Here is a 25,250-nt window from a genome sequence, read left to right as displayed (position 1 = left end):
ACCAAGGGGCGGAAGCCAACCTGAAGCTCATGGTTGACCTGGCGCAACTTCTCTTCTGGCAATGCTTCGGACACCACGCGAGTGATACCGACCTGTGCAGCGATGGATTCAGCCACACGGGTGCGATCACCGCTCAGCAGCAACTGACGCTCCAGGCCTAGTTCCCGCAATTGCTGCATGGCCTCGGCAGACTCTGCGCGCACGTTGTCGGCCAGCAACAGCCAACCCAGAAATTGCCCATTCTGCGCCAAGCCCGCGATTGGGCCATCATGTTCAGGAACTGGAGGCACCGTCATGCCCAATTCATCGAAAAGCTCTGGTCGCCCCAACGCAGCTTTTCCCTCGGCTGTGTGCGCCACAACGCCAAAGCCTTGGCGTTCATGGACATCCAGTAGCGGCAAATGGTGGTCATGCGGTACCAATGCCGCCAGAGCACGGCTGACCGGATGGCTACTGGCCGCACCGAGACTTGCGGCGAGGTTGATGATTTCGGCCTGCGACAACGTACTCGATAGGCCAACCACGCTGCGCAGACGCAGGTTGCCGTAGGTCAGTGTGCCGGTCTTGTCGATCACCAGCGAAGACAAGTCGGCGAGTTCCTCGAGGAAGGCAGACCCTCGAATCAGGATACCGTGCCGGGCGGCGACGGCAATGCCTGCCACCGCTGTCGCCGGTGCCGACAGAACCAATGCACACGGACAGGCGGCGACCAGAACGGCCAACATGGCCTGGGCATCCTTGGTAACGAACCAGGTCGCGGCGGCAATCAGTAACACCAATACCAGATAACGCCCGGCGTGTCGTTCGAGCAAGCGCGTGATGGGCGGCTTGGCTTGTTCGGCGCGTTGCATCAGGGCGATGACCTTGCCCAAGGTTGAATCATCGCCAACACGCGTAATCTCCACCCGCAGCAAGCCATCCAGATTGATCGACCCTCCATGGATATCCATCCCGGTCGTCACCTCCTGGGGAATGGACTCCCCCGTGATGGGCGCGGTGTCCAGGCTGGCCTGGCCTTCAATAATGCGTCCATCGGCTGGTACCCGGTCACCGGCACGGACTTCGACTTGGTCGCCAGGGTTGAGGCTTGCGTTATCGACCTCATGAACCTGCCCATCGGCATTGATAAGACGTGCACGACTACGGGTCAGCTGCCCAAGTGCCGCAATCGCTTCTTGCGAGCCGAGCACGCTACGCTCCTCCAGGACATGACCGAAAATCATGATGATCGGTAACAGTGCCGCTGTCGCGAGGTCACCCGTTGCCCAGGCGCCCAACATGGCTAAGCCGATGAGCTGATCGGTGATGCCGTGAAGACTAGGTTGCAACAGGCTGTACCACGCCGAACGTAACACTGGGATAGCCACGAGCAAGGAGGCGACGCCCAGCAGCAACTGACTGACCCCCTCTTGGGTCGGCGCCAGCCAGCGCCAGACGAGCCCCAGCACCAACAACCCCAATGCCAGCATCGCCAGGACCAGCTGTCGTGCGGCAGCACGCCGTTCGGCCTGGGATAACAAGCCAGACGTAAGGTGCGAATGGGCGTGGTGATGGTGGCCATGGCAGTGATGAGTACTCATCGCGAGCAGCTCCAGGAATGAAAATAGGTCGAAGCAGGCCGGCCGACATCGAGCAAAGGCACTGCTTTCATGGCTTGGGCCCCTGCAGAATCATGTGTCCGGCGTCATCGTTGTCGACGGTGGTGACCGACCCTGCGCGGGCGAGGATCGCCGGTATCCGCTCACGGTAAAGGCGCTGCAATAGCTGTGGATCCTGCTGATGCGTCAGACCAACGATGGTGGCGGTCTCGGCCTGGGCCTGGGACAGCCGCTCGCGCGCTTCGGCTTGTGCCACTTGTACTGTGCGGTCTGCAGCTTGGGTGGCCTGTTGCAGTTGGCGAGCAGCATCGTTACGGGCTTTTGCCACAGCCTGCTCGGCCTGCTGACTTGCGGTGAGCACTGCGTTGAATGCGCCGACTGCTGACCAAGGCAGAGAAGACTGAATGTCGACTCGTACTACCTCGATCCCAAGGTCCGCTCCAGCCGCTCGCAGGTGTGCAAGGCTACTGTTGATGCCTTGTTGAAGGTCGCCGCGCAATTGCGCACGGAGCTCAGCCAACCGGGCGTCGCCGCCGACCAGCTCAGGACGCGCGACCAGGATGGCATCCATGTCACGCGAGGCACAGGTCTGCACCGCGTTTCGCTCTACCAGGCGGTCCAGGGCGGGTTCGACGTGTTGCCCCTGGCGAGCGAAGGCGTAGGGGCCGGTGACGGTATAAAACACCCGGACATCCAGTTGTACGGCTCCAGCGTCGCCCGTCAACAAATAGCCAGAGCCAGCGGTGGCATCGCTTGCCAGCGTGCCGTCCTTGTCCGATTTTCGCGCAAGCTCTGAGCGCAGCAGCACTTCAACCCGACGTTCAGTAATCCGGCCTGCCGAGGGCAGTATCACGACTTGCTCGAAAGGTTGCGGCCAAGCGAGCAGCAAGCCAGCATTCTGAATGCGGTCTTCGGCCCCCAGGCGCAGCACCACCGCGCGGCTCTCAGGCCCCACCTGGCGGACATTTTCGAACAGCCAGCCCACTGCCGCCATCAACGTCACGACGTACAACGCCAGAAAGCCGATGCGTCCTGTCTGCAGCCAAGGGCCATCCGGCAACCGGGACGTCAAATGCTCACTGATGGTCATGGTTGGCTCCAGCAGGTAGCGTAGGCACTTCCACCAGGGCGCGGAACGGCGCGGCATCGGTCCGCAATACCAATCGAGTACTCGGGTTGATGACCGATCCAAGGGTATCCAGCGAGCGCAGCAAGGTGTAGAGCTCCGGTGCCCCGGCGTACGCCTTGCCATCGATTTCCGCCGCCTGCACCTGGGACTGGGCCTGGATCTGGGCAGCCTTGACGGTGGCGTCCGCTTCCAGGATTCGGGCATCGCGCTCGGCGGCCGACTGGATCTCGGCAGCCTTGCGCTTCCCTTCGGCAGTGCGCTCGGTGGCAATGGTCTCGCGTTCGGCACGCATTCGGTCAACGGTGGCGTCGAGGGTGACCTTGGGCAAGGTCAGGCGCTCCATGCCCACTTGCACCACCTGCACCCCATAGGTGTTGATCAGTTGTTGCTCCATCTGCTCACGCAAGCGCTGTTCGAATGCATCGATGCGCACCCTGCTGGCATCGACGTTGACCAAGTCCGCCAGCTCGAAACCACTGGCGGTGGTTTCGAGCGCCGAGCCCACCAGGGTGCGGATCTGCCGCGCAGCCTCGTCTGGTTGATTCTGCACCGCCCGCATGAACAACTGGATGCTCTGTGGGTCTGGCGCCACCTGCCATGCAATATAGGCCTGCACGATGATGCGCAAACCATCGCGCGTACCCACATCCTGCAGACCACTGGAGGTTGTGCGCAGGCGCAGGTCGACCGGGACTGCTGCCTCGAAGGGCACCGGCCAACGCCACGCCAACCCAGGCTCGGTCAGCACTCGCGACGGGTTGCCGAAGCGCGTGATCACGGTTGCCTCACCGACTCGAACCTGCACGAAACACGCCGTCGCGCCCATCACCAGGACCAGCAGCAAAGCCATGCCAATGCGTAGCCAGGCCGGACGGGCATGCGCGTGACTGTCATCATGATGATGGTCATGGCCATCATCATGATCGTGGCTGTGGTGATGGTCGTGTGTAGTATGGGCGCTCAATTTTTACGCTCCTGGGGGCGTGCGGATGCGGGTTTTGGCTGCATGGGATCGACGGGCACTGCATAGCTGCGCAGGTCCAGCGTCGGTGCCTGGTGTGCCGCCAGGCGATGATCGATGATCAGGCTGCTCGCCCCATTCATGCCTTGGGACAAGCGCTCCAGATACTGTTCGAGGATGAAAGCCTGGCCAGCATGCTGCCAGGCAGTGCGTTCGGCTTCGAAACGCAGCGCGGCGGTACTCGCCTTGGTCTGCACTTCATGGGCGTCAGCAGTGGCCTTATGGGCCAGCGATGTGGCGTTTAGACGCGCCTGGTTGAGCTTCTGTGCGGCCTGCCCGCGGTCACGCGCAACGAGCGCCTGTGCGGTGATTTGCGCCGCCTGCACGGCATGGTAGGCATTGGCCGCGCCCGCCGGCGGATGAATCGCCTCCACCGACGTTGCCAACAGCTCTACGCCACTGTTCATGCGGTCCAGGTCAGCCTGCACCGCACGCCCGATGTCGCGCCCCAGTGCTTCACGCTCGGTGCCTAACAAGCCGTCCAGCGATCGTCCAGCGAAATCGTGGACCAGCACGCGGTTGGCAACGCTACGCAGCAGCTGTGCAATATCAGTGCTCTGGTAGGTGGCCGCTAGCGCTGCCGCGTCACTCATGCCGATACGGTAGATGAATCGCACGTCCATGTTTACGATCTGGAAGCCCTGTCGCCCACCGTCGGCACCGGCTATCACCTGCGAGTTCTCGCTGAGGTGAGTCGCATCCCAAAGCCGATTCGCCGTTGCCGGGGCCGCGCTTTCGGCAGCGGTCAGTGGATCTGCCGCGTCATCTGCACCAGAGGTAGCCAACTCATGGACGATGCTGTTGTCTACACTCAGCACCTTGCCAAAAGGCCAAGGCAGCCCGATGTGCAAGCCCGGTTGATATACAGCGACGGGCTTGCCAAAGCGCTCGTATACGCCGCGATTGTTCATGGGCACTTCCACGATGCCAGTCAGCAACCAACCGACCAGCGCCACCGATGCCGCCACCGGGAGGAACGCCCGACGCATGAAGGCGAAGGCCCATACTTGGCGCAAGTCGATGCCTAGACGCTGGTGCAATTCGTTCTGCAGCATTGTCATCGGCCGGGGTGGCCATTGCAGCAGGTCGCCGATCAGGCTACGAGCCACAAGCGCAGGCTCCTCGCGAGGTCGTGGGGGGCGGAATATCGCCAAAACTGCTCGCACGAGCAGCTCGAGCGCTGCCAACCCAGGTAGTACACCGATCAATACTGCCAATCGTGCCGGCCACAGTCGTGCGCCGTCTACGCACACCAGGCAGCCAATGGTCAACACGTGCACTGCGATGACCAGGCGTAACACAGCCGCAAGCGCCCTGGCCTCAGGCCATGTCGCTTCGCTTTCCGCCATCAAGTGGCGCTCCACCACGACCAGGCAGAACGCGAATACAGCCAGTATACCGATGGCAACCCAGGTCACCTGGCCGGCAGGCAGCGTTACAGGCAAGTCAAAGCGCCAAGCGCCTTTGACCAACAGCAGCGCCAGCCCTGCCAAGCCAACAAGCCAGGGCGTCTCAGCGCCCAACTTGTGAAGTTGCCGCCGGCAGGTTTCGCCGACCTGCCAGCACCAGCGTTCAAAACGGCTGAGCGATGCGGACTCGACTGATTCCTTTGCGTCACCCCGCCAGAACACCAGAGGAGTGGGGACCTGACCCAGCGCGGTCGTACGCCAACTGGCCACCCGCCAAGCCGACTGCGCTGTCGCCGCCAGCAGGAACAGCGCCGAGCCATTGACCGCCAAGAGGACGAACCAGTAGGAGTCAGGGCTGAACACTCCGACCAATCCTTGCAGTGTTAATAGCAGCGTGGCGATTGCTAGCGCCACGTACGTCAATAGCACAAGCCTGCGCGTGTGAACTTTTGAGCGCTGAAAACGGGGAAGCCCATCGAGGTCGGTGGCCTCGGTTTCTAGATCGACCATCATAAGACTCCAGCAATACCAAGCGTCGCGAATCGGCTCCCGAAGGCGCTATCGTCCATTTGCGACATATTTGGTAACGTTATAACAACAGATGTAAAAAATCTGTTCGTCCAGCACCAGGACCGGCGTGGCTGATAACGGCTGAGCTATTGAGTCGCTCCTGGGACAGGGCGTCTCCTCCCATTAGGCATTGGGATAAAAACTTGTGTTAAGCGTGATACGTAGGCCCCTGGGCGAATGGGCAAGACAACGGTTATCTCGAACGCGAGCATACCCGGGGGCATCTACTGTGGCTACATGCTGATGAACCCTATGGTGGCGATTGGCACCCTCAATCGTCGCGCATGTGCCGCTCATTGCGTTCCTGGCGTTCTTTGGCCTCCACGCACAGGGTGGCGGTTGGCCTGAGCAGCAACCGCTTGAGACCAATCGGTTCGCCAGTTTCCTTACACCAGCCATACTCGCCACGGGCAACGCGTTCCAAGGCCTCGTCGATCTTGTCCAGCAGTTTTTTCTCCCGCTCCAGCAGTCTCAATTGCCATTGACGATGCTCCTCCGTCGTGCCGATATCGGAGGGATCGCTGGTGGGCTCGAAGTCGCGGATCGCTTCGAATTCTTCAGCGATGCGTTGCTGAAGCTCATTGCGCTGGGTAAGCAGCAGCTCACGGAAGAACCTTTGCTGGGCAGCGTCCATGTAGGCGTCTTCCGGTTGGGATAGTAGGTCTTGTTCGGTCATTGCAGGTGCGCTCAGGTCAATGAAAAGAAATGGCAGTCAACCGCGTCGTGCGTTGAACGCCAGCGGCAAGCCTTGGCAGCCCTCGACCAGCCGGCCTTCATGCCAGGCCAGTTGCCCAGAGACCAATGTCGTGGCCACTCGGTGATGAAAACGATGGTGCACGAAAGGCGTCCACTGACAGTGCGCCAGAACCGGGTCGAGGCTAACAGCGCGGGGCGCGGGCAGACGCTGGATCAGCGTCATGTCCGCCCAGTAGCCCTCACGCAGGTAACCGCGTTCCGAAATGGCGAACAGATCCGCGACGGCGTGGCTGGTCTTGCGCACCAGTTGGGCAACTGTCAGCACGCCCTCCTCCACCAGCTCGAAGAGTGCCGGAAGTGCATGCTGTACCAACGGCAAACCTGATGGCGCCGAGGCATAAGGGCGTTGTTTTTCCGCCAAGGTGTGGGGTGCGTGATCGGTACCGATGACATCGATGCGGTCGCACAGCAGAGCCTGACGCAGCGCGTCCCGGTCTTCCCGGGTTTTGATGGCAGGGTTGCATTTGATCAGGTGGCCCAAGCTGGCATAGTCACGATCATCGAACAGCAGATGGTGCGCGCACACTTCAGCGGTGATCTGCTTGCCCTGCAAAGGCCCAGGCTGGAACAGCTTCAGCTCCTGGGCGGTGGTCAGGTGCAGCACATGCAACCGTGTGCCGAACTGCTTGGCAAGCTGCACCGCCAGGCTCGAAGAGCGCAGGCAGGCATCGGCATCCCGAATGATCGGGTGCATGGCCGGCGGAATGAAATCGCCGTAGCGCTCACGTATGCGCGCTTCGTTGGCCAGGATCGACGGAGTGTGCTCGCAGTGCGCCAGGAGGATGGTCGGCACGCTGGCGAACAGCCGCTCCAGCACCCTGGGGTCGTCCACCAGCATGTCGCCGGTGGAGGCGCCCATGAATACCTTCACCCCCGCCACTTCACGTGGGTCGAGGGCCGCCACGGTATCGAGGTTGTCCTTGCTCACGCCAAAATGAAAACCGTAGTTGGCAACCGAGGTGGTGGCGGCGCGGGCTTTCTTGTCGTGCAGGGCGGCAAGATCCAGCGTGGCCGGGTTGGTGTTGGGCATGTCCATGAAGCTGGTGATACCGCCCGCCACTGCTGCGCGCGACTCACTGGCCATGGTGCCCTTGTGCGCAGCGCCAGGCTCACGAAAATGAACCTGGTCGTCGATCATGCCGGGGAGCAACCATTGGCCCCGGGCGTCGATTTCGAGCGGCGCATTGACGCCCGCGATGCTGCGGCCGATTTTCTCGATACGGCCATGGGCGACCAGTACATCGGCCTCCTGTATGGCACCTTCATTGACCAGGCGGGCATTGCGAATGATGACTTGACTCATGCGCCCACCTCGGCGGGGTTGCCCGTCACCACCACTTGATCACCCTGGATCGCATTGTAGAAACAGCTGCGACGCCCGGTGTGACAGGCGACACCTGCCTGATCCACCAGCAACAACAGCGCGTCGCCATCGCAGTCCAGACGCACGTCGTGCACATGCTGGACATGCCCCGAGCTTTCGCCTTTGCGCCACAGGCATCCACGGCTACGTGACCAGTAGCATGCCCGCCGGGTCTCGAGGGTTTCCAGCAGCGCCTTTTCGTTCATCCAGGCCAGCATCAGGACTTCGCCGCTGTCATGCTGCTGGATGATGGCGGGGATTAGCCCCTGGGGGTTCCAGGGTATGTGGCCAAGCACATCGGTCAAGGCGAAGCGGCTTCCCGCCTGTGCCTGCTCAAGGGTAAGGAACATGATTTACAACCTGTGGAAAATGTTATGTTATAACACCTACAACTTAGCAGATTACGCCGCTACTGTTCATCTTTTCCACTTGCGCAGGAGAGACGCCATGACGGAAACATGCCCGAACCCGACCATCGAAACCTACGCCGACACCGAACTGGCCTGCCTGGCAGGTGCCAAAGCGGCGCTCTACCGTTGGGCCGCGACCGTGGCCACACGTGATGTGGATCAGGTGCTGGCGTTGTACGCACCTGATGCGATCCTGGTTCCGACCCTGTCCAACCAAGTGCGTGACTGCGACGACAGCCGTCGCAACTATTTCGAGAATTTCCTCGCTAACGACGGGCTGGTCTGTGACATCCAGTTGTTCAAGAAGCGCGTCAGCCGCAAGCTGGGCACCGTGGTCGTCGGAGGCCAGTACACCTTCGTCTTTCGTGAGGACGGCGAGCAGCGGGTAGTGCCAGCGCGCTTCCTGTTCACCTTCGAGCGGATCGACCAGCAGTGGTTGATCACTGGCCACCATTCCTCCATCGAGGCATAAGAGGCATGGCCCACTTCGTGAGCTCAACGGGCGCGTTCCCGGCCACGCGTTTGCGCCGTAATCGCGCTGACGAATGGACGCGTCGTCTGGTCGCTGAAAACAGCCTGTCTCGCGATGACCTGATCTGGCCGGTTTTTCTCAAGGAAGGCTCAGGTCCACGCGAGGCGATCACCGCCATGCCGGGCCAGGTACGCGTCAGCCTGGCCGAACTGCCGGATCACGTAGGCCGGGCGGTCGAACTGGGCATTCCGGCCATTGCCCTGTTTCCCGCCACTCCAGTGCAGCGCAAAGACAGTGAGGGCACCCACGCCCTCGACGCGGACAACCTGATCTGCCGCGCCGCCAGGTTGCTCAAGGCCACGTTCCCCAAGCTTGGCTTGATCGGCGACGTCGCACTGGACCCCTACACCGACCATGGCCACGACGGCGTGCTGCGCCAAGGCCGCGTGGCCAATGACGAGACCTTGCAGGTACTGGCGGCCCAAGCCGTGGTCCAGGCCCAGGCTGGCATCGACACCTTGGCACCGTCGGACATGATGGACGGGCGCATCGGCGCGCTCAGGTCCGCGCTGGACCTGGCCGGGTTCAGCGATGTGCGTCTGATGTCCTACGCCGCCAAGTACGCGTCCGGCTTCTACGGCCCGTTCCGCGACGCGCTGGGTTCGGCGGCCGCGCTCAAAGGCGACAAGCGCACGTACCAGATGGACCCGGCCAACAGCGACGAAGCCCTGCGCGAAGTAGCGCTGGACCTGCAAGAAGGCGCCGACATGGTGATGGTCAAGCCCGGCATGCCCTATCTGGACATCATTCAGAGGGTCAAGACAACCTTTGCCGTGCCGACATTCGCGTACCAGGTCAGCGGTGAATACTCGATGCTCAAGGCAGCGATCAATCAGGACTGGCTGGATCCGGACACGGTCATCCTGGAGGCATTGATGGCGTTCAAACGTGCGGGGTGCAACGGCATCCTGACTTACTTCGCTCTGGAGGCCGCCACGCGGCTGAAACAGGGTTGAGTGGCCTGTTCGAGAGGACACCGCGCTCAAGCGCAATGACACGCAGCGTTGCTCACGCCTCTCTCTTGGCTGTGATCAGGCTGCCAGCCGGTGGTTTCTGGCGGAAGTAGCTGTCCAGCCCGGCGAATATCGCCTCCGCGACCTTGCGCTGATGACGGGCATCATGCAACCGCCGGCAATCTCCGACATTGGAAATGAAACCTGTCTCGACCAGGATCGAGGGTACTGCCGCCGACTTGAGCACGGCGAAACCTGCCTGTTCCACCCGCGCTTGATGCAGGCCCGACACCTGCCCAAGCTGCGAGAGCACCTGATGCCCGAGATCCAGGCTGGTGGCGATCGTCGAGTTCATCGACATATCCAGCAGCACGCCGGCGACCATAGGGTCGCGCTCGCGCAGCTTGATCGGCAATCCCCCGCCGGCCCTGTCTGCATCGTTTTCCCGCTGCGCCATCCAGCGCGCCATCGACGACGTCGCGCCCCCTTGCGACAAGGCGAACACCGATGCCCCAGAGGCCGTGAGTCGCGGTGCAGCATCGGCATGTACCGACACGAACAAGTCCGCGTTCAGCCGCTGACCGAGTTCGGCGCGCTTGCGCAGCGGAATGAACACATCGTCACTGCGTACCAAGCGTGCCTTGTAGCCTTTCTGTGCATCGATGCGCTTGGCCAGCAACTTGGCGATCTGTAACGCAACGTGCTTTTCCTGCTCGCCCTTGGGCCCTACTGCACCGGGGTCTTTGCCACCATGCCCGGCATCGACCACGATCAACAGGTCGCGCTGTCGCGCCAAGGGCTTGGCAACTTCCGGCGCAACGCCCACCGGTGGCCCAGTGAGTACCCACTCCAGGCCATGCCGCCCGGTGTTGAGCGAGCGGACTTCGCCGCGCACTGCCGAGTCGGCCAGGTCCAGCACGATACGCAAGTCACCGGACGCGGTGATGCCACTGCGCACGGCTGTGACGGCAGTGCCGTCCAGGACGAGATCGTTCAGTGACGCCTGCAGACTGGCCTGAGGAAGATCAAGAACCAACCGCGGTGGCGCCGCGAGGCTGAAATGCTTCGCCGCCACCGGCCCGGTCAGCTCCAGCGACACCGTGGTGACGCTGCCCGACCGGCTCACCCAAACCCGTTTAACCGCTTGCCCGGCTTGCGCCGCAAGAGGCAACGGCAATGCCAGGCATGCAAGCAGTAATTTCAGCACTCGGCGACGATCCATATGGACTCCCATTGACCTGCGAACCAGCGAAGCCTCGGGCAATTTCGCTAGCCATTTTATTATTGTTACTTTATAACATCTCAAATCCAGAACAAAATGAAGACTGCCCGCCAACGGAAGGAGGCCTGCATGCAACTGACCAGCAATCAGCAACGTGTCCTGACGGCGCTTCAACAAGCCGACAAGCCGCTCAGTGCCTACGCCATTCTGGACAGCCTGCGCAATGAAGGTGTCAGGGCGCCGACGCAGATCTACCGCGCGCTGGGCCACCTGGCCGAGCAAGGGTTGATTCATCGGCTGGAGTCTTTGAACGCTTATGTCAGCTGCACCTGCCCAAGCCAGTGCGAAGCAGGTTTCAGAGCGTTCGCCATCTGCGACAGCTGCGGCCATGTCGATGAGTTCAACGTACCGCACCTGAACCAGGCCCTGGGGCACTGGATGAAACAGAACGTGTTTTCGCTGTGCAGCTCGGTCATCGAGCTGCACGGTAAATGCGCCGCCTGTACTCGCCGTGATGCAGGCGAGGACTGAGCAGAGCCGCACGCATGCGCACCACCCTTTATCATGAGGCCTCCCGATGAGCACCCCTGTCCCCCATACCAACGAAGCCGCGCGGCTGCCCGTCACTGTACTTTCCGGCTTCCTCGGAGCCGGCAAGACTACCCTGCTCAACCATATTCTGAACAACCGCGAAGGCCGGCGAGTCGCGGTGATCGTCAACGACATGAGCGATGTGAACATCGATGCCGCATTGATACGCGAGGGTGGCGCCGAGCTGTCACGCACCGACGAAAAGCTGGTGGAGATGAGCAATGGCTGTATTTGCTGCACCTTGCGCGAAGACCTCCTGCTCGAAGTGGACCGTCTAGCCAAAGAGGGTCGCTTCGACCAATTGGTCATCGAATCGACGGGCATCTCCGAGCCACTGCCGGTGGCGGAAACCTTCACCTTCGAAGGCGAGGATGGCCGCAGCCTCAGCGAAGTGGCACGCCTCGACACCATGGTCACCGTGGTCGATGCCTTCAATTTCCTGCGCGACTACAGCTCGCGCGACAGCCTGCAGGCACGCGGTGAATCGCTGGGCGAGGAAGACGTTCGCACCGTGGTCGACCTGCTGATCGAGCAAATCGAGTTCTGCGACGTCATCGTACTGAACAAGACCGACCTGATCAGTGGCGAAGAGCGCGATCGCCTGATGGCCATCCTCAGTGCCCTCAATCCAAGGGCGAAAGTCGAAATCGCCGAGTTCGGCAAGGTCGCGCTCGATCGCGTGCTGGACACCGGCCTGTTCGACTTCGACGAGGCCTCACGAGCGCCTGGCTGGCTACAGGAAATGCGCGGCTCCCACACACCCGAAACGGAAGAATATGGCATCGCCAGCTTCGTCTACCGTGCCCGCCGACCATTCCACCCTGACCGCTTCCATGCGCTGGTGGAAAGCGAATGGCCTGGGGTGGTGCGCTCCAAGGGTTACTTCTGGCTCGCCTGCGAGCCGTCCATGGCCGGCAACTGGTCCCAGGCCGGGGCCGTCGCGCGTCATGGCCCGGCAGGCTATTGGTGGGCGGCCGTTCCCGAGGAACATTGGCCGACCGACAGCGAATCGGTCCTGCACATCAGGTCGAAATGGCACGAGGACGTTGGCGATGCCCGCCAGGAGCTGGTGCTGATCGGTATGGAAATGGACGAGGCAGCGCTGCGGGCGCGTTTCGATGCCTGCCTGCTGACCGATGAGGAAATGGCCCAGGGACCGGAAGGCTGGATGAAGCTGACCAACCCCTTCCCCGGCTGGAACTGATTCATACGCCTTACTGCCACGAGCAAGGCTCCCACCACTGGATATACATGATGAGCTCAGCATTACCCGACGTTTCCGTCACCGACCTGGCCCCCAGCCTCAGCCCACTGCAATGGGTCGGCATGCAGGGTATCGACCTGCCGGTAAGGATCCAAGAACCGACCTACCAGCGTGAGCTGCACGCCCGGGCGGATGTCCAGGTCGACCTGCCGGCACCGCATGTCAAAGGCATTCACATGTCCAGGCTGTATCGCCTGCTGGACGCCTGGGGGCAGGCCGCGGCGGTGTCGCCGGCAAGTCTCTTTGCGCTGTTGCAGGAGATGATCGACAGCCATCAGGATTGCGAAAGCCGCAATGCCAGGTTGCGCCTGGATTTCGACCTGCTGGTTCGCCGCCCTGCACTGGTGACCGAGGGCCTCTCTGGCTGGAAGTCGTACCCGGTTCACGTGCTCGCGACGAAGGTCGGCGGGGCGCTGAACCTGAGTATCGAGGTCAGGATCGGCTACTCCTCAACCTGCCCGTGCTCGGCCGCTCTCTCCCGGCAGTTGATTGAGGACGGCTTCCTGCGGACCTTCAAGGACCAGCCACTGCTCGAAGCCAGCACCGTTGCGCAGTGGCTGCGCAGCAACGCGTCGCTGGCGACACCACATAGCCAACGCAGCGAAGCTCGAGTACGCGTCACGGTACCTGCTGATGCCCCGGATCTCGGGTTGCTGGCCCTGATCGACCACGTCGAAGGCGCTTTGCGCACGCCGGTTCAGACCGCCGTAAAACGGGCTGACGAACAGGCTTTCGCAGCACTCAACGGGCAGAACCTGATGTTCGTCGAAGACGCTGCGCGGCGTATTCAGGCAAGCCTGCACGGTTACCGCGATAGCCAAGTGCACGTTCGCCACCTGGAAAGCCTGCACCCGCACGATGCTTCAGCCTGGTCCGCCCCGCAGGCCGCTACGCATGACTGAGCCGATCTACCTGCACAACACGCTGACCCGGCGCAAGGAAGTGCTGCGCACTTCACGGCCCGACCAGGTGACGATGTACGTCTGCGGCTCCACGGTCTACAACTATGCGCACATTGGCAATGCTCGCCCGGCCGTGGTGTTCGACCTGTTGGCCAGGCTGCTGCGCCACGACTACGCAGAACTGGTGTATGCCCGCAACTTTACCGACGTAGACGACAAGATCAATGCCGCGGCGGCGGCGACAGACGTTCCCATCGCCAGTATCACTGACCGCTTCATCGATGCTTACCACTCGGACATGACCGCACTTGGGGTGGCCTCCCCCGACCTTGAGCCTCGCGTCACCGCGCACATACCGCAGATCATCGCCCTGATCGAGGCCCTCATCGAACGTGGCCATGCCTATGTGGAGCAAGGCCATGTGCTATTCCACGTGCCGTCCTACCCAGCCTACGGCGAGCTCTCCGGCCGTAACACCAAGGACATGCTAGCGGGTGCCCGCGTGGAGGTCGCGCCTTCCAAGCGCAATCCGCTGGACTTCGTGCTGTGGAAACCGTCCACGGCCGACCAGCCCGGCTGGAGCAGCCCCTGGGGCAGAGGCCGACCGGGCTGGCATGTGGAGTGCTCGGCGATGATCGGGCAGCACCTGGGCCATACCATCGACATCCATGGAGGCGGCCAGGACCTGATCTTCCCTCACCATGAAAACGAGATCGCCCAAGGCACCTGCGCCCACGGCACGTTGTACTGCCGCACTTGGGTGCACAACAGCTTCGTCACCGTGGATGGGCAGAAGATGTCCAAGTCGCTGGGCAACGTGCGCCTGGTGCGCGACCTGCTGGGCCAGGCGCCTGGAGAAGCAATTCGACTGGCGTTGCTGTCCACCCACTACCGGCGCCCGATGGACTGGAACGCCAAGCGCCTGAGCGCCGCAGTGCAGACCCTCATCCGCTTCTACGCCAGCCTGGCGCGCTGCGACGACGTGCCCGGCGCCGACGATGTGGCAGCGGACGGGCAACTGCTTGACGCCCTCAGGGACGACCTGGGCGTCGCCGAAGCCTTGGCCCGCCTGCATGTGCTGCGCCAGGCGCTCGACAACGCCAGCGATGAGACATCCCTTGCCCAGACCAAGGCCCGGCTGGTCAAGTCTGCCGCACTACTCGGCCTGTTGCAGCAAACACCGCTGGCAGCACTGCGAGCACTGCAGCCACACACTGAAGAGCCGCCACGACAAGCCGCGCTACTCCGTTTGCTTGAGGCCCGCGAGACCGCGCGCAAGGCCCGCGACTTTGCCACTGCCGACAGACTGCGCAGCGAACTAGAAGAGGCTGGCTACACCGCCGAGGATACCGCGCAAGGGCCAAGACTACGCCCCCTCCGGCAGGCCACTAGCTGCCGCGACAACTCAGGTCACCCATGCTGATCCGTAAACTGTTCAAATTCGAGAACGCCCACATCGTGCGGGGCTGCAGCACCCGACGCTGTTCCCACTCCATCCATGGGCACTCCTACAAGGTCGAGCTGATCCTGCACGCCGACGCGCTGGACAACGGCCAGATGGTCTACGATTTCGGCCTGCTCAAGGGCGACATCAGGGACTTGATCGACGCCTTCGACCATTGCGTCGCACTGTGGTCCGGTGATGATCCCGACTACCTGGCGTCGGTCCGTCGGCATTCGGAACGCTGGGTACTGGTTCCGGTCTCGCCCAGCGCCGAGCAGTTCTCGCGCCTGTTCTTCCGCCTGGTCGATGCGGCGCTGTCGCAGGCCGAAATGCGCAATGGCGAGGCGGAAGTAGGCTTGCACTCGGTCATCGTGCATGAAACCGAGACCGGCTACGCCCAGTGTTTCCGGGCCGACGTGCAGAACCCGCGAATGGGCCTGATCGACCTGCACGCCATCGAATTCTCGCCCGCCATCACCCAGGCCTGGGCAAACCCTGGCTTGTTCGAGCACCTCAAAGCCCACTCCGCCATGCTGCAGACCGAGCTGCCTGGGCTGGGTTGACCGACCCGCGGCCACACTATTGAACTCCGAGCCTGAAAAGATGCCAGAAAACGCCCCATCCCCCGCCCTTTCCGTGACCTTGCCCGATGGGTCGCAACGTCACTTCGACAGCCCTGTCACCGTCCTGGACGTCGCACGATCCATTGGCCCTGGCCTTGCTCGCAGCACCGTTGCCGGCAAGCTCGACGGGCGTCTGGTCGATGCTTGCGAGGTCATCGACCACGATGTCAGCCTGCAGATCATCACGCCCAAGGATGAGGAAGGCCTGGAGATCATCCGCCACTCCTGTGCCCACCTGCTTGGGCAGGCCTTGAAACAGCTGTTCCCCACCGCGCAGATGGTCATCGGGCCAGTGATTCGCGATGGTTTCTACTACGATGTCGCCTATGAAAGGCCGTTCACCCCGGCCGACCTGGGGGCGATCGAGGGCCGCATGCGCGAACTGATCGCCCAGGAGTACGACGTGATCAAGCGCATGCTCAGCCGCGCAGAAGCCATCGACGTGTTCAGTGCCCGCAACGAAAGCTACAAGCTGCGCTTGATCGACGACCTACCGGAGGCCACACACCTTGGCTTGTACTTCCATCAGGAATACGTCGACATGTGCCGCGGTCCGCATGTGCCGAACACGCGCCTGCTGAAGGCATTCAAGCTCACCAAGCTGGCCGGTGCCTACTGGCGCGGTGATGCGCGAAACGAACAACTGCAACGTATCTATGGCACCGCCTGGGCCGATGCCAGGCAGCTGGCGGAGCACCTGCGCGGCCTCGAAGAGGCGGAAAAACGCGATCATCGCAAGCTGGGCCGCGAGCTCGACCTGTTCCACTTCGAAGACGATGCGCCTGGCGCGGTGTTCTGGCATCCACGGGGCTGGGCTGTGTTCCAGGCGCTGATCGCCTACATGCGTCGTCGCCAGAACGACGCGGGCTACATCGAGGTCAACACGCCGGATGTGATGGACCGCAGCCTATGGGAAATCTCCGGCCACTGGCACAACTACCGCGACAACATGTTCACCACCGAAACCGAAGATGGCCGGGCACTGGCGCTCAAGCCCATGAACTGCCCCGGCGGGTCGCTGCTTTACAAGCACGGCCTGAAGAGCTACCGGGACCTGCCAATCCGCATGAGCGAGTTCGGCAAGGTGCACCGCTACGAACCCTCGGGGGCGCTGCACGGGCTGTTACGGGTGCGCCATTTCACCCAGGACGACGCGCACATCTTCTGCACCCCACAGCAGATGGAACAGGAATGCCAGTCGGTGGTGGCCATGGTGCTCGACATCTATCGCCAATTCGGCTTCGAGGATGTGCGTATCAAGCTGTCCACACGGCCGAACAACCGCATGGGCGACGATGCCACATGGGACCTGCTGGAAGGCTCGCTGATCAATGCACTGAACCACATGCAACTGGCCTGTCAGGTCAACCCCGGCGAAGGCGCGTTCTATGGGCCGAAGCTTGAGTTCGTGCTGCGCGATGCCATTGGCCGGGACTGGCAATGCGGCACCCTGCAGGTGGATATGAACCTGCCGGCGCGTTTTGGCCTGGAGTATGTCGACGAGGACGGCCAGCGTCAGCGCCCGGTGATGCTGCACAGCGCACTGTTCGGCTCGCTGGAGCGCTTCACCGGCATCCTGCTCGAACACCATGCCGGCAAGCTGCCGGGCTGGCTGTCGCCGGTGCAGGTCGTGGTGTCCTCGATCACCCAGCAATACGCGGGCTATGCACAAGACGTGGCGAAGCTGTTGCGCGGTGCCGGTTTGCGTGTCGAGGCCGATACGCGCAATGAGAAAATCGGCTACAAGGTGCGCGAGCAAACCCTGCAACGTATCCCGTTCCTGTTGATTGCCGGTGCCAAGGAACAGGCAGAACGTACCATCGCCATTCGCAACCGCGACGGGCAGGACTTGGGCAGCTTCGAACTGAAATCGGCCATCGACCTGCTGTTGCAGCAGTGCGAGGCGCCGGATGCGGCTGAACGCCGGCAGGCGATCGAGCACCTGTGGGCGGTTTTCTCGCCTGCAAAATAACACCACAGATTCAACAGAAATCATTTGCAGCTGTGAATCAGCATTACCCGCTAGCGTTACGTTATTACATCTAATAACATGCGCAACCCAACATGTGATCCCCTTCCAGCTCGTGGGCAGTGCCCGAGTCAGTACATACCCAACAATGCAACGTTATAGCGTGAAAAACGGAGACTTTACGTGAACCCTCGTGCCCCCCTTCTGGCCGGCCTGACGCTGGGCTTGTTCGGCCAGCCGATTTCAGCGGCACAACCCTTGCTGCTGAACGAAACCTCCATCACCGATGCCTACCTCGAAGAGCGCGCCGACGGGCCGGTGCAAGGCTATCGTGCCAACCGCTCTGCCACGGCCACCCGCACCGATACCGACATCCGCGACACGCCGCAGAGTATCGACGTCGTGCCCGCGCAAGTGATCAAGGACCTCAACACCACCCGCATCGACCGCGCCCTGGACTTTGCTGGCGGCGTGTCGCGGCAGAACAACTTCGGCGGCCTGACTTTCCTCAACTACAGTGTGCGCGGCTTCACCACGGGCGAGCTGTACAAGAACGGTTTCGCCATCAACCGCGGCAGCTACAGCTCGCCGGACACGTCCAACATCGAGCGCATCGAAGTGCTCAAAGGCCCGGCTGCCAGCCTGTACGGCCGTGGCGACCCTGGCGGACTGGTCAACATCGTCACCAAGCGCCCCCAGGCCGAAGCCTTCAGTACCCTCACCCTCAGCGCAGGCAGCTGGGACCGCTACCGCACCGCCCTGGACGCCAACTCGCCGCTGGACAGCGAAGGGAATCTGCTGGGCCGGATCAACCTCGCCGTCGAAGACAACGACAGCTTCCGCGATCATGTCGGCAGTGAGCGCCGTATCGTCAGCCCCTCCCTGAGCTGGCAACTGTCACCCGACACCCGACTGATGATCGACACCGAGTTCTCCCGCACCGAGTCGGTGTTCGATCGCGGCATTCCGGCGGTCAACGGCGAAATGGGGTCGGTCAAGCGCTCGACCTTCCTTGGCGAGCCGAATGACGGCGAGATCCGCAACGACAACCAGACCCTCGACGTGGCGCTGGAACACGTGCTCAACGACAACTGGACGCTGCGCCTGGCCAACCACTACACCCAGGGTACGCTCAAGGGCAACAGCTCCGAGCCCCAGGCCCTGGTGGGCACCACCATCACGCGCTTCTATCGCGAACGCGACTTCGAATGGAACGACAACATCACCCAGGCCGAGCTGCACGGGCAGTTCGAGCTGGGTGGCTGGCAGCATCAGACCCTGGTCGGGCTGGAGTACGAGAACTACCGCAACAGCCAGAAGTACCCGCAAAGCGCCACCTCCGCAGCGTATGGGCTGGATATCTACAACCCGGTATACGGCAAGCCGAAGCCAACCATCACCCGTGCCAACGACTTCTTCGAGCACACTGAAAGCTACGCGATCAACCTGCAAGACCAGATCGCTTTCACCGAGCGCCTGCGCGGGTTGCTGGGCGTACGCCTGGAGCGCTTCGAGCAGACCTCGCAGAACCGCACCACGGGCCTCAGCAACAGCCAGGAAAAGGACGTTGCCACACCGCGCATCGGGGTGTTGTACCAACTGACACCGCAAGTCGGCGTGTTCGCCAACGCATCCACTTCGTTCAAACCCAACACCATCGGCACCCAGGGCCAGGTGTACAAGCCTGAAAAGGGCTTGGGTTACGAGACCGGGGTCAAGCTCGACCTCCTCGACAGCCGCCTGGGCGCGACCATCGCCCTGTTCCATATCGACAAGGAGAACGTCATCACCACCGACGCCCTTGGCGAGAGCGTGGCGGCGGGCGAAGCGCGCAGCCAAGGCCTGGACCTGCAGTTCAGCGGCCAGCTGACCGACGCGTTGCGAGTGATCGGCGCCTACGCCTACATCGACGCCGAGGTCACCAAGGGCGACGCAGCCCTGCCCAAAGGCAGCGACTTGCTCGGCATCGCCCGTAACAGCGGCAGCCTGATGGGTGTGTACGAATTCCAGGACGGTGCCCTGCGCGGCTCGGATGTGGGCGCAGCGGTGAACTACGTCGGCGAACGCTCCGGCCAGGCCGGCAGCGACTTCACCCTGGACGCCTACAGCACTGTCGACCTGCTGGCGCACTACAAGGCCAGCGAACAGGTCACCTTCGGCCTTAACCTCAACAACCTATTCGACCGCAAGTACTACGAACGCTCGTACAACAGCGCTTGGGTGCTGCCCGGGGAGCCACGCAACTTCAGTGTCAGCCTGACCCTTAGCCTTTGAACCGAGGAACCATCATGCATCCATCGTTGAAAGTCGCTTCCCTGCTGACCCTGATGGTCAGCGTCAACGCAGGCGCCCACGGCCTGTGGACCGAGGAGCGACGTGGCAATATCGAGGCCGTGTACGGCCACGGCGCCGAGGATAACGCCTACAAGGCGGAAAAGATCAAGCGCGCCTGGGCATTCGACGCGACCGGGAACATGGTCCCGGTCACGGTCAGGCGCCTGGCGGATCATGCCGTGCTGCAACCACTTACCCCGCCTGCGGCACTTGCCGTGCTGCTGGACAACGGGCCTTGGTCGCAGCGCCCGGACAAGCAATGGGTCAATCAGGATCGCACCCACGTCAAGGATGCGATCGCCTCCACCCACAGCTTGAAATACAGCCTGGCGATCTACCAGAGCGGCGCCCGCCTGCCGAAACTGGACATGCTGCGTTTAGCGATCGTTCCCCTGAGCGACCCTCTGCAAGTCGGGCCAGGCAAGACGCTGGAAGTGCAGGTACTGCTCGATGGCAAGCCGGCTGCTGATATCCCGCTGCAGGGCGATTACCGGGGCGCCCCTCACCAGGTCAGCGCCACCACCGACAAGCAAGGCCGGGCACGTATCACCGTACGCAATGAAGGACTCAACATCATCGCGGCCCAGGCTACCCTGCCAATGGCAGACGGCAGCCCCGTGGCCCAGCAGAGTCTGTTCAGTTCACTGACGTTCCTGGGTGAGCCGCACCACGAGTAACATAAGCGACCTACCTCGGCCGTGACGGCCGAGGTATGGCAGTTAGAGACGTTCGGAATGAGTACCTGCAACCAGCATCCGCACCATGACCATCGGCACAAGCCCGGCTGCGGCCACACGGCAATCGAACACGATGGGCATGTCGATTACCTGCATGATGGGCCCTTGCATCACATGCAGGGCGATCATGTCGATGAACACACTAGGTCGCGTTTGCCGAGCCCCCAGCGCTAATTGAAGAGGTCAACACTTGCGGGCGCTCCTCGGGCGCTACCACCGGGGCAGCAGGCATCCGGTATTGGTTCTCCCACTTCGCCACAACCAGAGGCGCCAGTGCGTTGCCCAAGACATTCAGCGCCGTGATCGGCATGTCCATCAAGCGATAGACTCCGGCGATGAATGCAATACCTTCCACAGGCAGACCGGCACTGGTCAGCGTAGCGGTCAAGATGACGAACATGGCACCCGGGACGCCGGCTGCGCCCTTGGAGGTCAGCACCATGATGATGATCAGCATCGCCTGGTCAGCCAAGCTCAGGGGAATTTCATACAGCTGCGCGATGAACAGCGTGCCGATGCCCACGAACAGCGATGCGCCATCCAGATTGAAGGAATAACCCGTAGGAATAACCAACGTAGCAATCGAACGCGGCGCACCGTAGGCCTCGACCTTTTCAATCAGCTGGGGCATGACAGTCGCCGAGGCGGCAGTACTGAACGCCAGGATCAACTCATCCTTGATCGCCTTGATCAGGTCAAAGATGTTGATCCCGGCAACCTTCGCGATGCCGCCCAGCACGACCACGCCGAACAGAATGACCGCGACGTAGGTGACGGCAATCAGTTTTGCCAGAGGCAGCAACGCGGAAAGCCCGAAGTTGGCTACCGTCACGCCGATCAGGCCAAAGATCCCGATGGGTGAGTAGTGCATCACGATATGCGTCACCTTGAACATCGTCGCGGAAATGGCATTGACTACCGCGATCAACGGCATTTTCTTCTCTTTGTCCAGAGCACTTAGCCCAAAGCCGAACATGACCGAGAAGAACAGGACAGGCAGCAGCTTTCCTTGCGCCATTGCACCGACGATATTGTCCGGGATGATATTGAGGATGACTTGAGCAAAACCTGTGCTCTCCGAGGTAGAGGGAAGCGAGAGCGATTGGGTGTTTGCCAGCGTCGTCAAGTTGGCACCTACGCCTGGCTGCGCAAGATTGCCAACCAGCAGGCCGCACACAATTGCGATGCTGGTCACGACAAAGAAGTAGAACAAGGCTTTCACCCCTACCCGCCCTATCGCCTTGCTATCTCCATTGCCTGCGATCGCGCCGACCATGCACGCGAATACAAGGGGTATGACAATCATCTTCATCATCTTGATGAAAATATCGCCGACGGGTTGCAAAAAGCTGCTGATTATCCAGGCTTTGTACTCGGGAAAGAAATTGAGAAGTGCCCCCACTGCAACCCCGAGCACAAGACCTACAATAATTCTAGTCACCAGACTAATCTTCGCCATACGTCCTCCAGTTATTATAATTTGGACTGTACATTGGACGGCAAAAATGCCAAACACATCGTTGGAGCCTGTTATTTTTATTGAGTGGCCACTCATCGATACACGCCTCTTATCTCACGCAGACAAAGCGGGAGGCGCGTCCCGAAGGTTTATACCAATCAGGTGGCAAATACACCTTCGAAGTCCTTGAACCCTTTGATTTCGATCGGGTTGCCACTGGGGTCCAGGAAAAACATCGTTCGCTGCTCCCCAGGTTGGCCCGGGAATCGTACAACCGGCGGTATGTCGAACTGCACACCATGAAGCGCCAGGCGGTCTGCCATCGCGAACCAGTCATCCAGATGCAGCACCAAGCCGATATGCGGCATCAACACTTCATGGTCGCCGACTTTGCCGGTGCGGGTCGTTGGAAAAGGAACACCTTTGTGAAGCGAAATCTGGTGACCGAAGAAATCGTAATCCACATAAGTTTCACTCGTGCGGCCTTCTTTGCAGCCGAGAATGTTACCGTAGAAGTTACGAGATGCTTCGAGGTCTGTAACATGGTATGAAACATGAAATAACGATTTCATAACTACCCTCTTTGGTTTCTGATAGAACTTTCGGGGAGGTTAGCGTAGCCTCGCGCACGTGCTAAAGCGCATTTTTCCATCTCTCAGCGAAAGGAAATGTTTTGGACACTCGATTTCTCGAAAGCCTGATGGCGGTGATAGAAACTGGCTCGATTGCAGCGGCGGCTCGACGGGAAAACCTGACAGCACCTGCAGTCAGCCAGCGTATACAAGCACTCGAGAAATCGCTGGCGTGCGAACTCCTGAACCGAAGCGCACATGCTGTCGAACCTACCGAGAAATGCCTGTCGTTGCTGCCGAAGATTCGAGATCTGATCCAGGGGGCAGCAGAGCTGAAAGAGGATCTGGACACCGGTAGCCTGTCGGGGTATCTCAAGATCGGTGCGATCTCTACAGCGTTGACAGGCATATTGCCAGAGACCATGAATCAGCTATCAAGCATTGCCCCGCAACTGAGGCTACGTATCACGCCAGGGGACTCACGCAGTCTTTACGAACAAGTAGCCTGCGGAGAGCTCGATGCGGGAATCATGGTATGTCCGCCCTTCAGCGTCCCCAAAACCATTCGTGTACAGGTGCTTCGAGAAGAACCCCTGATGCTTTTGACCAAAGACCCGATTGACAAGCGCGACATCCGCTCGACGATTCTTGGTCGAAACCTGATTCGATATGACTCACATGCCTGGGGTGGGCAGATTGCACAGCAGTACTTGAATGACAATGACCTGCAACCCGATGTCCTCTGTAATCTGGATGCGTTAGATGCTATCTACATCATGGTCGCAAAAGGCATGGGGGTGTCTGTTGTCCCACTCTGGGCGGGACTGAAGACTGACGACGTACAGGCAACGCCAGTGTCGGACGCTGACAGCTACATGTACATGCGCCAGGTAGTCCTGCTTCACAAAGCCAACCCCAGAAGGCCCAAGGCGGTGGAGGTTTTGAAGGCACAGCTTATGAATAACTGCAGCTTTCCATAAGGGCCTACACTCTCGGCAACAGGAGGTCTTCATGATAGCTCGCTGGCGTTGGTTGGCTACGCGAATTGCCAAGCGTCTCTGGTTCAGAGCAACGCTTTTCTCCCTGTTGGGGGTGGTTACCGCGCTACTGGCCATGGTGTTCAAGGATGCAGTGCCGGTCAGCTTGCCTGCACGTATCGGTGCAGATGCCGTTGACAAGATATTGGGCATCATCGCCTCGAGCATGCTTGCCGTCACGACGTTTTCGCTCAGTACAATGGTCTCGGCCTACAGTGCCGCCAGCAGTGGCGTAACCCCGCGCGCCACTTCGTTGGTCATGGAGGACGCCACGACCCAGAACGCTCTGGCGACCTTCATCGGGTCCTTTCTCTTCAGCCTCGTCGGTATCATTGCACTGAGCACCGGAGCCTACGGTACGCAAGGTCGTGTAGTGCTTTTCACCGTGACGATTGCAGTGGTGGTCCTGATCATCTACACCCTGCTGCGCTGGATTGATCACCTCTCCAAACTAGGGCGCGTGGGCGAGACGATCGACCGTGTCGAAAAAGCAGTGATCAAAGCCATCGAGCAGCGTGTTGAACACCCGTTTCTGGGCGCTGCAGCCTACCCGCCTGACCTCAAGTTTCCTGGGGTAACCCATGAAGTGAAAAGCCGCCAGACCGGCTATGTCCAGCACGTCGATGTCCTCACTTTGAGCAAGATTGCAACGCGCACCGAGATTCGAATTTTCCTCGAAGTCCTGCCTGGCACCTTTGTACATGAGGGTATGGTGGTGGCACGGGCCTTGGCCGTGGATGGCGAGCCGCTCGATGACACTGGCTCGCTGGACATCGAGATGCTCGCTGCCGTGACCATCGGCCTCAGGAGAACGTTCGAGCATGACCCGCGCTTCGGGCTTTCGGTGTTGTCAGAGATCGCCTCGCGAGCGCTTTCTCCAGCGGTAAATGATCCCGGCACAGCCATCGACATCATTGGCCGCGGCATTCGCTGCCTGACGTGTTGGGGGAAACTGCATCCCGTGGCGCAAAGCACGGATAACAAATGCCCGCAGGTCTATGTTCGTGCACTGCTGGCGGATGACCTGTTTGACGATTTTTTTGCGCCGATCAGCCGGGACGGCGCGGCTTTGCACGAGGTCAATCTGCGCTTGATCAAAGCCCTGGTCAGCCTGGCGCGCATCAATCCCCGCGCATTTCAAGCCGCCTGCAGCCGGCATGCCGCGCGCTTGCTTGCACACGCGGGCAGTGGGCTTGTACTTCAACAGGACAAGGACGAACTCCGCGCGCTTGCTGCCGAACTCATCGGTGTTCAATAAGTCTCGTGCGCCTGTACCCGATTGAATATTCGTGCTTGAAAAATCACCCTGTTCAGATGCATCAGAAGATGTAGAATCCCTCGCCAACCTCCCAACC

The 25,250-nt window shown here is 61.0% G+C and carries 23 protein-coding genes; 12 read left to right on the top strand and 11 right to left on the bottom strand.

The annotated features are described in order from the left end of the window. The 7 genes from ACK59Z_RS14060 to hisI all read right to left on the bottom strand — a co-directional run. Nucleotides 1-1,580: heavy metal translocating P-type ATPase (locus ACK59Z_RS14060; protein ID WP_409293266.1), on the bottom strand; the 1,580-nt coding region annotated here is incomplete at its 3' end. A gap of 67 nt (nucleotides 1,581-1,647) precedes the next feature. Then, entirely contained in the window at nucleotides 1,648-2,688 is a 1,041-nt protein-coding gene (gene hflK, locus ACK59Z_RS14055; protein WP_108190789.1) for a protease modulator HflK, read from the bottom strand. Next, a complete protein-coding gene (hflC, locus tag ACK59Z_RS14050; RefSeq protein WP_108190788.1) occupies nucleotides 2,675-3,691 on the bottom strand; it encodes a protease modulator HflC in 1,017 nt (338 codons plus the stop codon). Before hflC ends, hflK (ACK59Z_RS14055) begins: the two co-directional genes overlap by 14 nt. Next, complete coding sequence (hflK, locus tag ACK59Z_RS14045) at nucleotides 3,688-5,520, bottom strand: protease modulator HflK (RefSeq protein ID WP_409293263.1); 1,833 nt, start codon at nucleotides 5,518-5,520, stop codon at nucleotides 3,688-3,690. The genes hflC and hflK (ACK59Z_RS14045) overlap by 4 nt, the downstream gene beginning before the upstream one ends. Before the next feature lie 478 nt (nucleotides 5,521-5,998). Then, nucleotides 5,999-6,403, bottom strand: coding sequence for an RNA polymerase-binding protein DksA (gene dksA, locus ACK59Z_RS14040; RefSeq protein ID WP_108190786.1), 405 nt, complete (start codon nucleotides 6,401-6,403; stop codon nucleotides 5,999-6,001). 36 nt (nucleotides 6,404-6,439) lie between these two features. Next, nucleotides 6,440-7,786 carry a dihydroorotase gene (locus tag ACK59Z_RS14035; RefSeq protein WP_108190785.1) on the bottom strand — a complete coding sequence of 449 codons (1,347 nt, stop codon included), beginning with the start codon at nucleotides 7,784-7,786 and terminating at the stop codon, nucleotides 6,440-6,442. Next, a complete protein-coding gene (gene hisI, locus ACK59Z_RS14030) occupies nucleotides 7,783-8,196 on the bottom strand; it encodes a phosphoribosyl-AMP cyclohydrolase (protein ID WP_108190784.1) in 414 nt (137 codons plus the stop codon). The genes ACK59Z_RS14035 and hisI overlap by 4 nt, the downstream gene beginning before the upstream one ends. 97 nt (nucleotides 8,197-8,293) lie before the next feature. Here hisI and ACK59Z_RS14025 point away from each other — a divergent pair, with 97 nt between their 5' ends. Further along, entirely contained in the window at nucleotides 8,294-8,728 is a 435-nt protein-coding gene (locus ACK59Z_RS14025) for a DUF4440 domain-containing protein (protein ID WP_020190661.1), read from the top strand. 5 nt (nucleotides 8,729-8,733) lie between these two features. Next, nucleotides 8,734-9,744, top strand: coding sequence for a porphobilinogen synthase (hemB, locus tag ACK59Z_RS14020; protein ID WP_108190783.1), 1,011 nt, complete (start codon nucleotides 8,734-8,736; stop codon nucleotides 9,742-9,744). Nucleotides 9,745-9,796: 52 nt separating this feature from the next. Here hemB and ACK59Z_RS14015 read toward each other — a convergent pair whose 3' ends face one another. Continuing rightward, nucleotides 9,797-10,963: an N-acetylmuramoyl-L-alanine amidase gene (locus ACK59Z_RS14015; RefSeq protein ID WP_319903700.1), complete on the bottom strand. Its 1,167-nt coding sequence runs from the start codon at nucleotides 10,961-10,963 to the stop codon at nucleotides 9,797-9,799. Between the two features lie 129 nt (nucleotides 10,964-11,092). Here ACK59Z_RS14015 and ACK59Z_RS14010 point away from each other — a divergent pair, with 129 nt between their 5' ends. The 8 genes from ACK59Z_RS14010 (at nucleotide 11,093) to ACK59Z_RS13975 (ending at nucleotide 20,767) form a co-directional block, all read left to right on the top strand. After that, complete coding sequence (locus tag ACK59Z_RS14010) at nucleotides 11,093-11,494, top strand: Fur family transcriptional regulator (protein WP_020190656.1); 402 nt, start codon at nucleotides 11,093-11,095, stop codon at nucleotides 11,492-11,494. A 46-nt stretch (nucleotides 11,495-11,540) separates the two neighbouring features. Further along, on the top strand, nucleotides 11,541-12,758 hold the full coding sequence (gene zigA / locus ACK59Z_RS14005; RefSeq protein ID WP_409293259.1) for a zinc metallochaperone GTPase ZigA: 1,218 nt from the start codon (nucleotides 11,541-11,543) through the stop codon (nucleotides 12,756-12,758). Nucleotides 12,759-12,808: 50 nt separating this feature from the next. After that, nucleotides 12,809-13,720, top strand: coding sequence for a GTP cyclohydrolase FolE2 (gene folE2, locus ACK59Z_RS14000; protein WP_108190780.1), 912 nt, complete (start codon nucleotides 12,809-12,811; stop codon nucleotides 13,718-13,720). After that, nucleotides 13,713-15,143 (top strand): cysteine--tRNA ligase, encoded by a 1,431-nt coding sequence (gene cysS / locus ACK59Z_RS13995; protein ID WP_409293257.1) that lies wholly within the window; start codon nucleotides 13,713-13,715, stop codon nucleotides 15,141-15,143. The genes folE2 and cysS overlap by 8 nt, the downstream gene beginning before the upstream one ends. Continuing rightward, nucleotides 15,137-15,727 carry a 6-carboxytetrahydropterin synthase gene (locus tag ACK59Z_RS13990; protein ID WP_108190778.1) on the top strand — a complete coding sequence of 197 codons (591 nt, stop codon included), beginning with the start codon at nucleotides 15,137-15,139 and terminating at the stop codon, nucleotides 15,725-15,727. The genes cysS and ACK59Z_RS13990 overlap by 7 nt, the downstream gene beginning before the upstream one ends. A gap of 40 nt (nucleotides 15,728-15,767) precedes the next feature. Then, the gene (thrS, locus tag ACK59Z_RS13985) at nucleotides 15,768-17,759 is read left to right on the top strand and encodes a threonine--tRNA ligase (RefSeq protein WP_108190777.1); all 1,992 of its coding nucleotides are present in this window, start codon (nucleotides 15,768-15,770) and stop codon (nucleotides 17,757-17,759) included. 180 nt (nucleotides 17,760-17,939) lie between these two features. Continuing rightward, nucleotides 17,940-20,030, top strand: a complete 2,091-nt coding sequence (locus tag ACK59Z_RS13980) for a TonB-dependent siderophore receptor (RefSeq protein ID WP_108190776.1) — start codon at nucleotides 17,940-17,942, stop codon at nucleotides 20,028-20,030. A gap of 14 nt (nucleotides 20,031-20,044) precedes the next feature. After that, entirely contained in the window at nucleotides 20,045-20,767 is a 723-nt protein-coding gene (locus ACK59Z_RS13975; RefSeq protein ID WP_108190775.1) for a DUF4198 domain-containing protein, read from the top strand. A gap of 42 nt (nucleotides 20,768-20,809) precedes the next feature. Here ACK59Z_RS13975 and ACK59Z_RS13970 read toward each other — a convergent pair whose 3' ends face one another. From ACK59Z_RS13970 to ACK59Z_RS13960, 3 genes are all read right to left on the bottom strand, one after another. Further along, nucleotides 20,810-20,968, bottom strand: coding sequence for a hypothetical protein (locus tag ACK59Z_RS13970; RefSeq protein ID WP_181318758.1), 159 nt, complete (start codon nucleotides 20,966-20,968; stop codon nucleotides 20,810-20,812). 1 nt (nucleotide 20,969) lies between these two features. Continuing rightward, the gene (locus ACK59Z_RS13965; RefSeq protein ID WP_409293253.1) at nucleotides 20,970-22,286 is read right to left on the bottom strand and encodes a cation:dicarboxylate symporter family transporter; all 1,317 of its coding nucleotides are present in this window, start codon (nucleotides 22,284-22,286) and stop codon (nucleotides 20,970-20,972) included. 158 nt (nucleotides 22,287-22,444) lie between these two features. Next, the gene (locus ACK59Z_RS13960; RefSeq protein WP_010954206.1) at nucleotides 22,445-22,858 is read right to left on the bottom strand and encodes a VOC family protein; all 414 of its coding nucleotides are present in this window, start codon (nucleotides 22,856-22,858) and stop codon (nucleotides 22,445-22,447) included. Nucleotides 22,859-22,959: 101 nt separating this feature from the next. Here ACK59Z_RS13960 and ACK59Z_RS13955 point away from each other — a divergent pair, with 101 nt between their 5' ends. After that, nucleotides 22,960-23,838 carry a LysR family transcriptional regulator gene (locus tag ACK59Z_RS13955; protein WP_108190773.1) on the top strand — a complete coding sequence of 293 codons (879 nt, stop codon included), beginning with the start codon at nucleotides 22,960-22,962 and terminating at the stop codon, nucleotides 23,836-23,838. 31 nt (nucleotides 23,839-23,869) lie between these two features. Beyond that, the gene (locus ACK59Z_RS13950; RefSeq protein ID WP_409293251.1) at nucleotides 23,870-25,153 is read left to right on the top strand and encodes a DUF2254 domain-containing protein; all 1,284 of its coding nucleotides are present in this window, start codon (nucleotides 23,870-23,872) and stop codon (nucleotides 25,151-25,153) included. Nucleotides 25,154-25,250 lie beyond the last annotated feature (97 nt).

The sequence above is a fragment of the Pseudomonas sp. KCJK9058 genome, assembly GCF_046230975.1.
GTDB lineage: Bacteria > Pseudomonadota > Gammaproteobacteria > Pseudomonadales > Pseudomonadaceae > Aquipseudomonas > Aquipseudomonas alloputida.
The sequence above is the reverse complement of the archived record's forward strand: the minus strand, read 5'-3'. Positions and strand labels throughout refer to the sequence as shown.

Bases quoted from the DNA above. Each gene is read 5' to 3' on its own strand.
- hflK (WP_108190789.1), bottom strand. From the start codon at position 2,688: ATGACCATCAGTGAGCATTTGACGTCCCGGTTGCCGGATGGCCCTTGG.
- dksA (WP_108190786.1), bottom strand. From the start codon at position 6,403: ATGACCGAACAAGACCTACTATCCCAACCGGAAGACGCCTACATGGAC.
- ACK59Z_RS14035 (WP_108190785.1), bottom strand. From the start codon at position 7,786: ATGAGTCAAGTCATCATTCGCAATGCCCGCCTGGTCAATGAAGGTGCC.
- hisI (WP_108190784.1), bottom strand. From the start codon at position 8,196: ATGTTCCTTACCCTTGAGCAGGCACAGGCGGGAAGCCGCTTCGCCTTG.
- ACK59Z_RS14025 (WP_020190661.1), top strand. From the start codon at position 8,294: ATGACGGAAACATGCCCGAACCCGACCATCGAAACCTACGCCGACACC.
- hemB (WP_108190783.1), top strand. From the start codon at position 8,734: ATGGCCCACTTCGTGAGCTCAACGGGCGCGTTCCCGGCCACGCGTTTG.
- ACK59Z_RS14015 (WP_319903700.1), bottom strand. From the start codon at position 10,963: ATGGATCGTCGCCGAGTGCTGAAATTACTGCTTGCATGCCTGGCATTG.
- ACK59Z_RS14010 (WP_020190656.1), top strand. From the start codon at position 11,093: ATGCAACTGACCAGCAATCAGCAACGTGTCCTGACGGCGCTTCAACAA.
- zigA (WP_409293259.1), top strand. From the start codon at position 11,541: ATGAGCACCCCTGTCCCCCATACCAACGAAGCCGCGCGGCTGCCCGTC.
- folE2 (WP_108190780.1), top strand. From the start codon at position 12,809: ATGAGCTCAGCATTACCCGACGTTTCCGTCACCGACCTGGCCCCCAGC.
- cysS (WP_409293257.1), top strand. From the start codon at position 13,713: ATGACTGAGCCGATCTACCTGCACAACACGCTGACCCGGCGCAAGGAA.
- ACK59Z_RS13990 (WP_108190778.1), top strand. From the start codon at position 15,137: ATGCTGATCCGTAAACTGTTCAAATTCGAGAACGCCCACATCGTGCGG.
- thrS (WP_108190777.1), top strand. From the start codon at position 15,768: ATGCCAGAAAACGCCCCATCCCCCGCCCTTTCCGTGACCTTGCCCGAT.
- ACK59Z_RS13975 (WP_108190775.1), top strand. From the start codon at position 20,045: ATGCATCCATCGTTGAAAGTCGCTTCCCTGCTGACCCTGATGGTCAGC.
- ACK59Z_RS13965 (WP_409293253.1), bottom strand. From the start codon at position 22,286: ATGGCGAAGATTAGTCTGGTGACTAGAATTATTGTAGGTCTTGTGCTC.
- ACK59Z_RS13960 (WP_010954206.1), bottom strand. From the start codon at position 22,858: ATGAAATCGTTATTTCATGTTTCATACCATGTTACAGACCTCGAAGCA.
- ACK59Z_RS13950 (WP_409293251.1), top strand. From the start codon at position 23,870: ATGATAGCTCGCTGGCGTTGGTTGGCTACGCGAATTGCCAAGCGTCTC.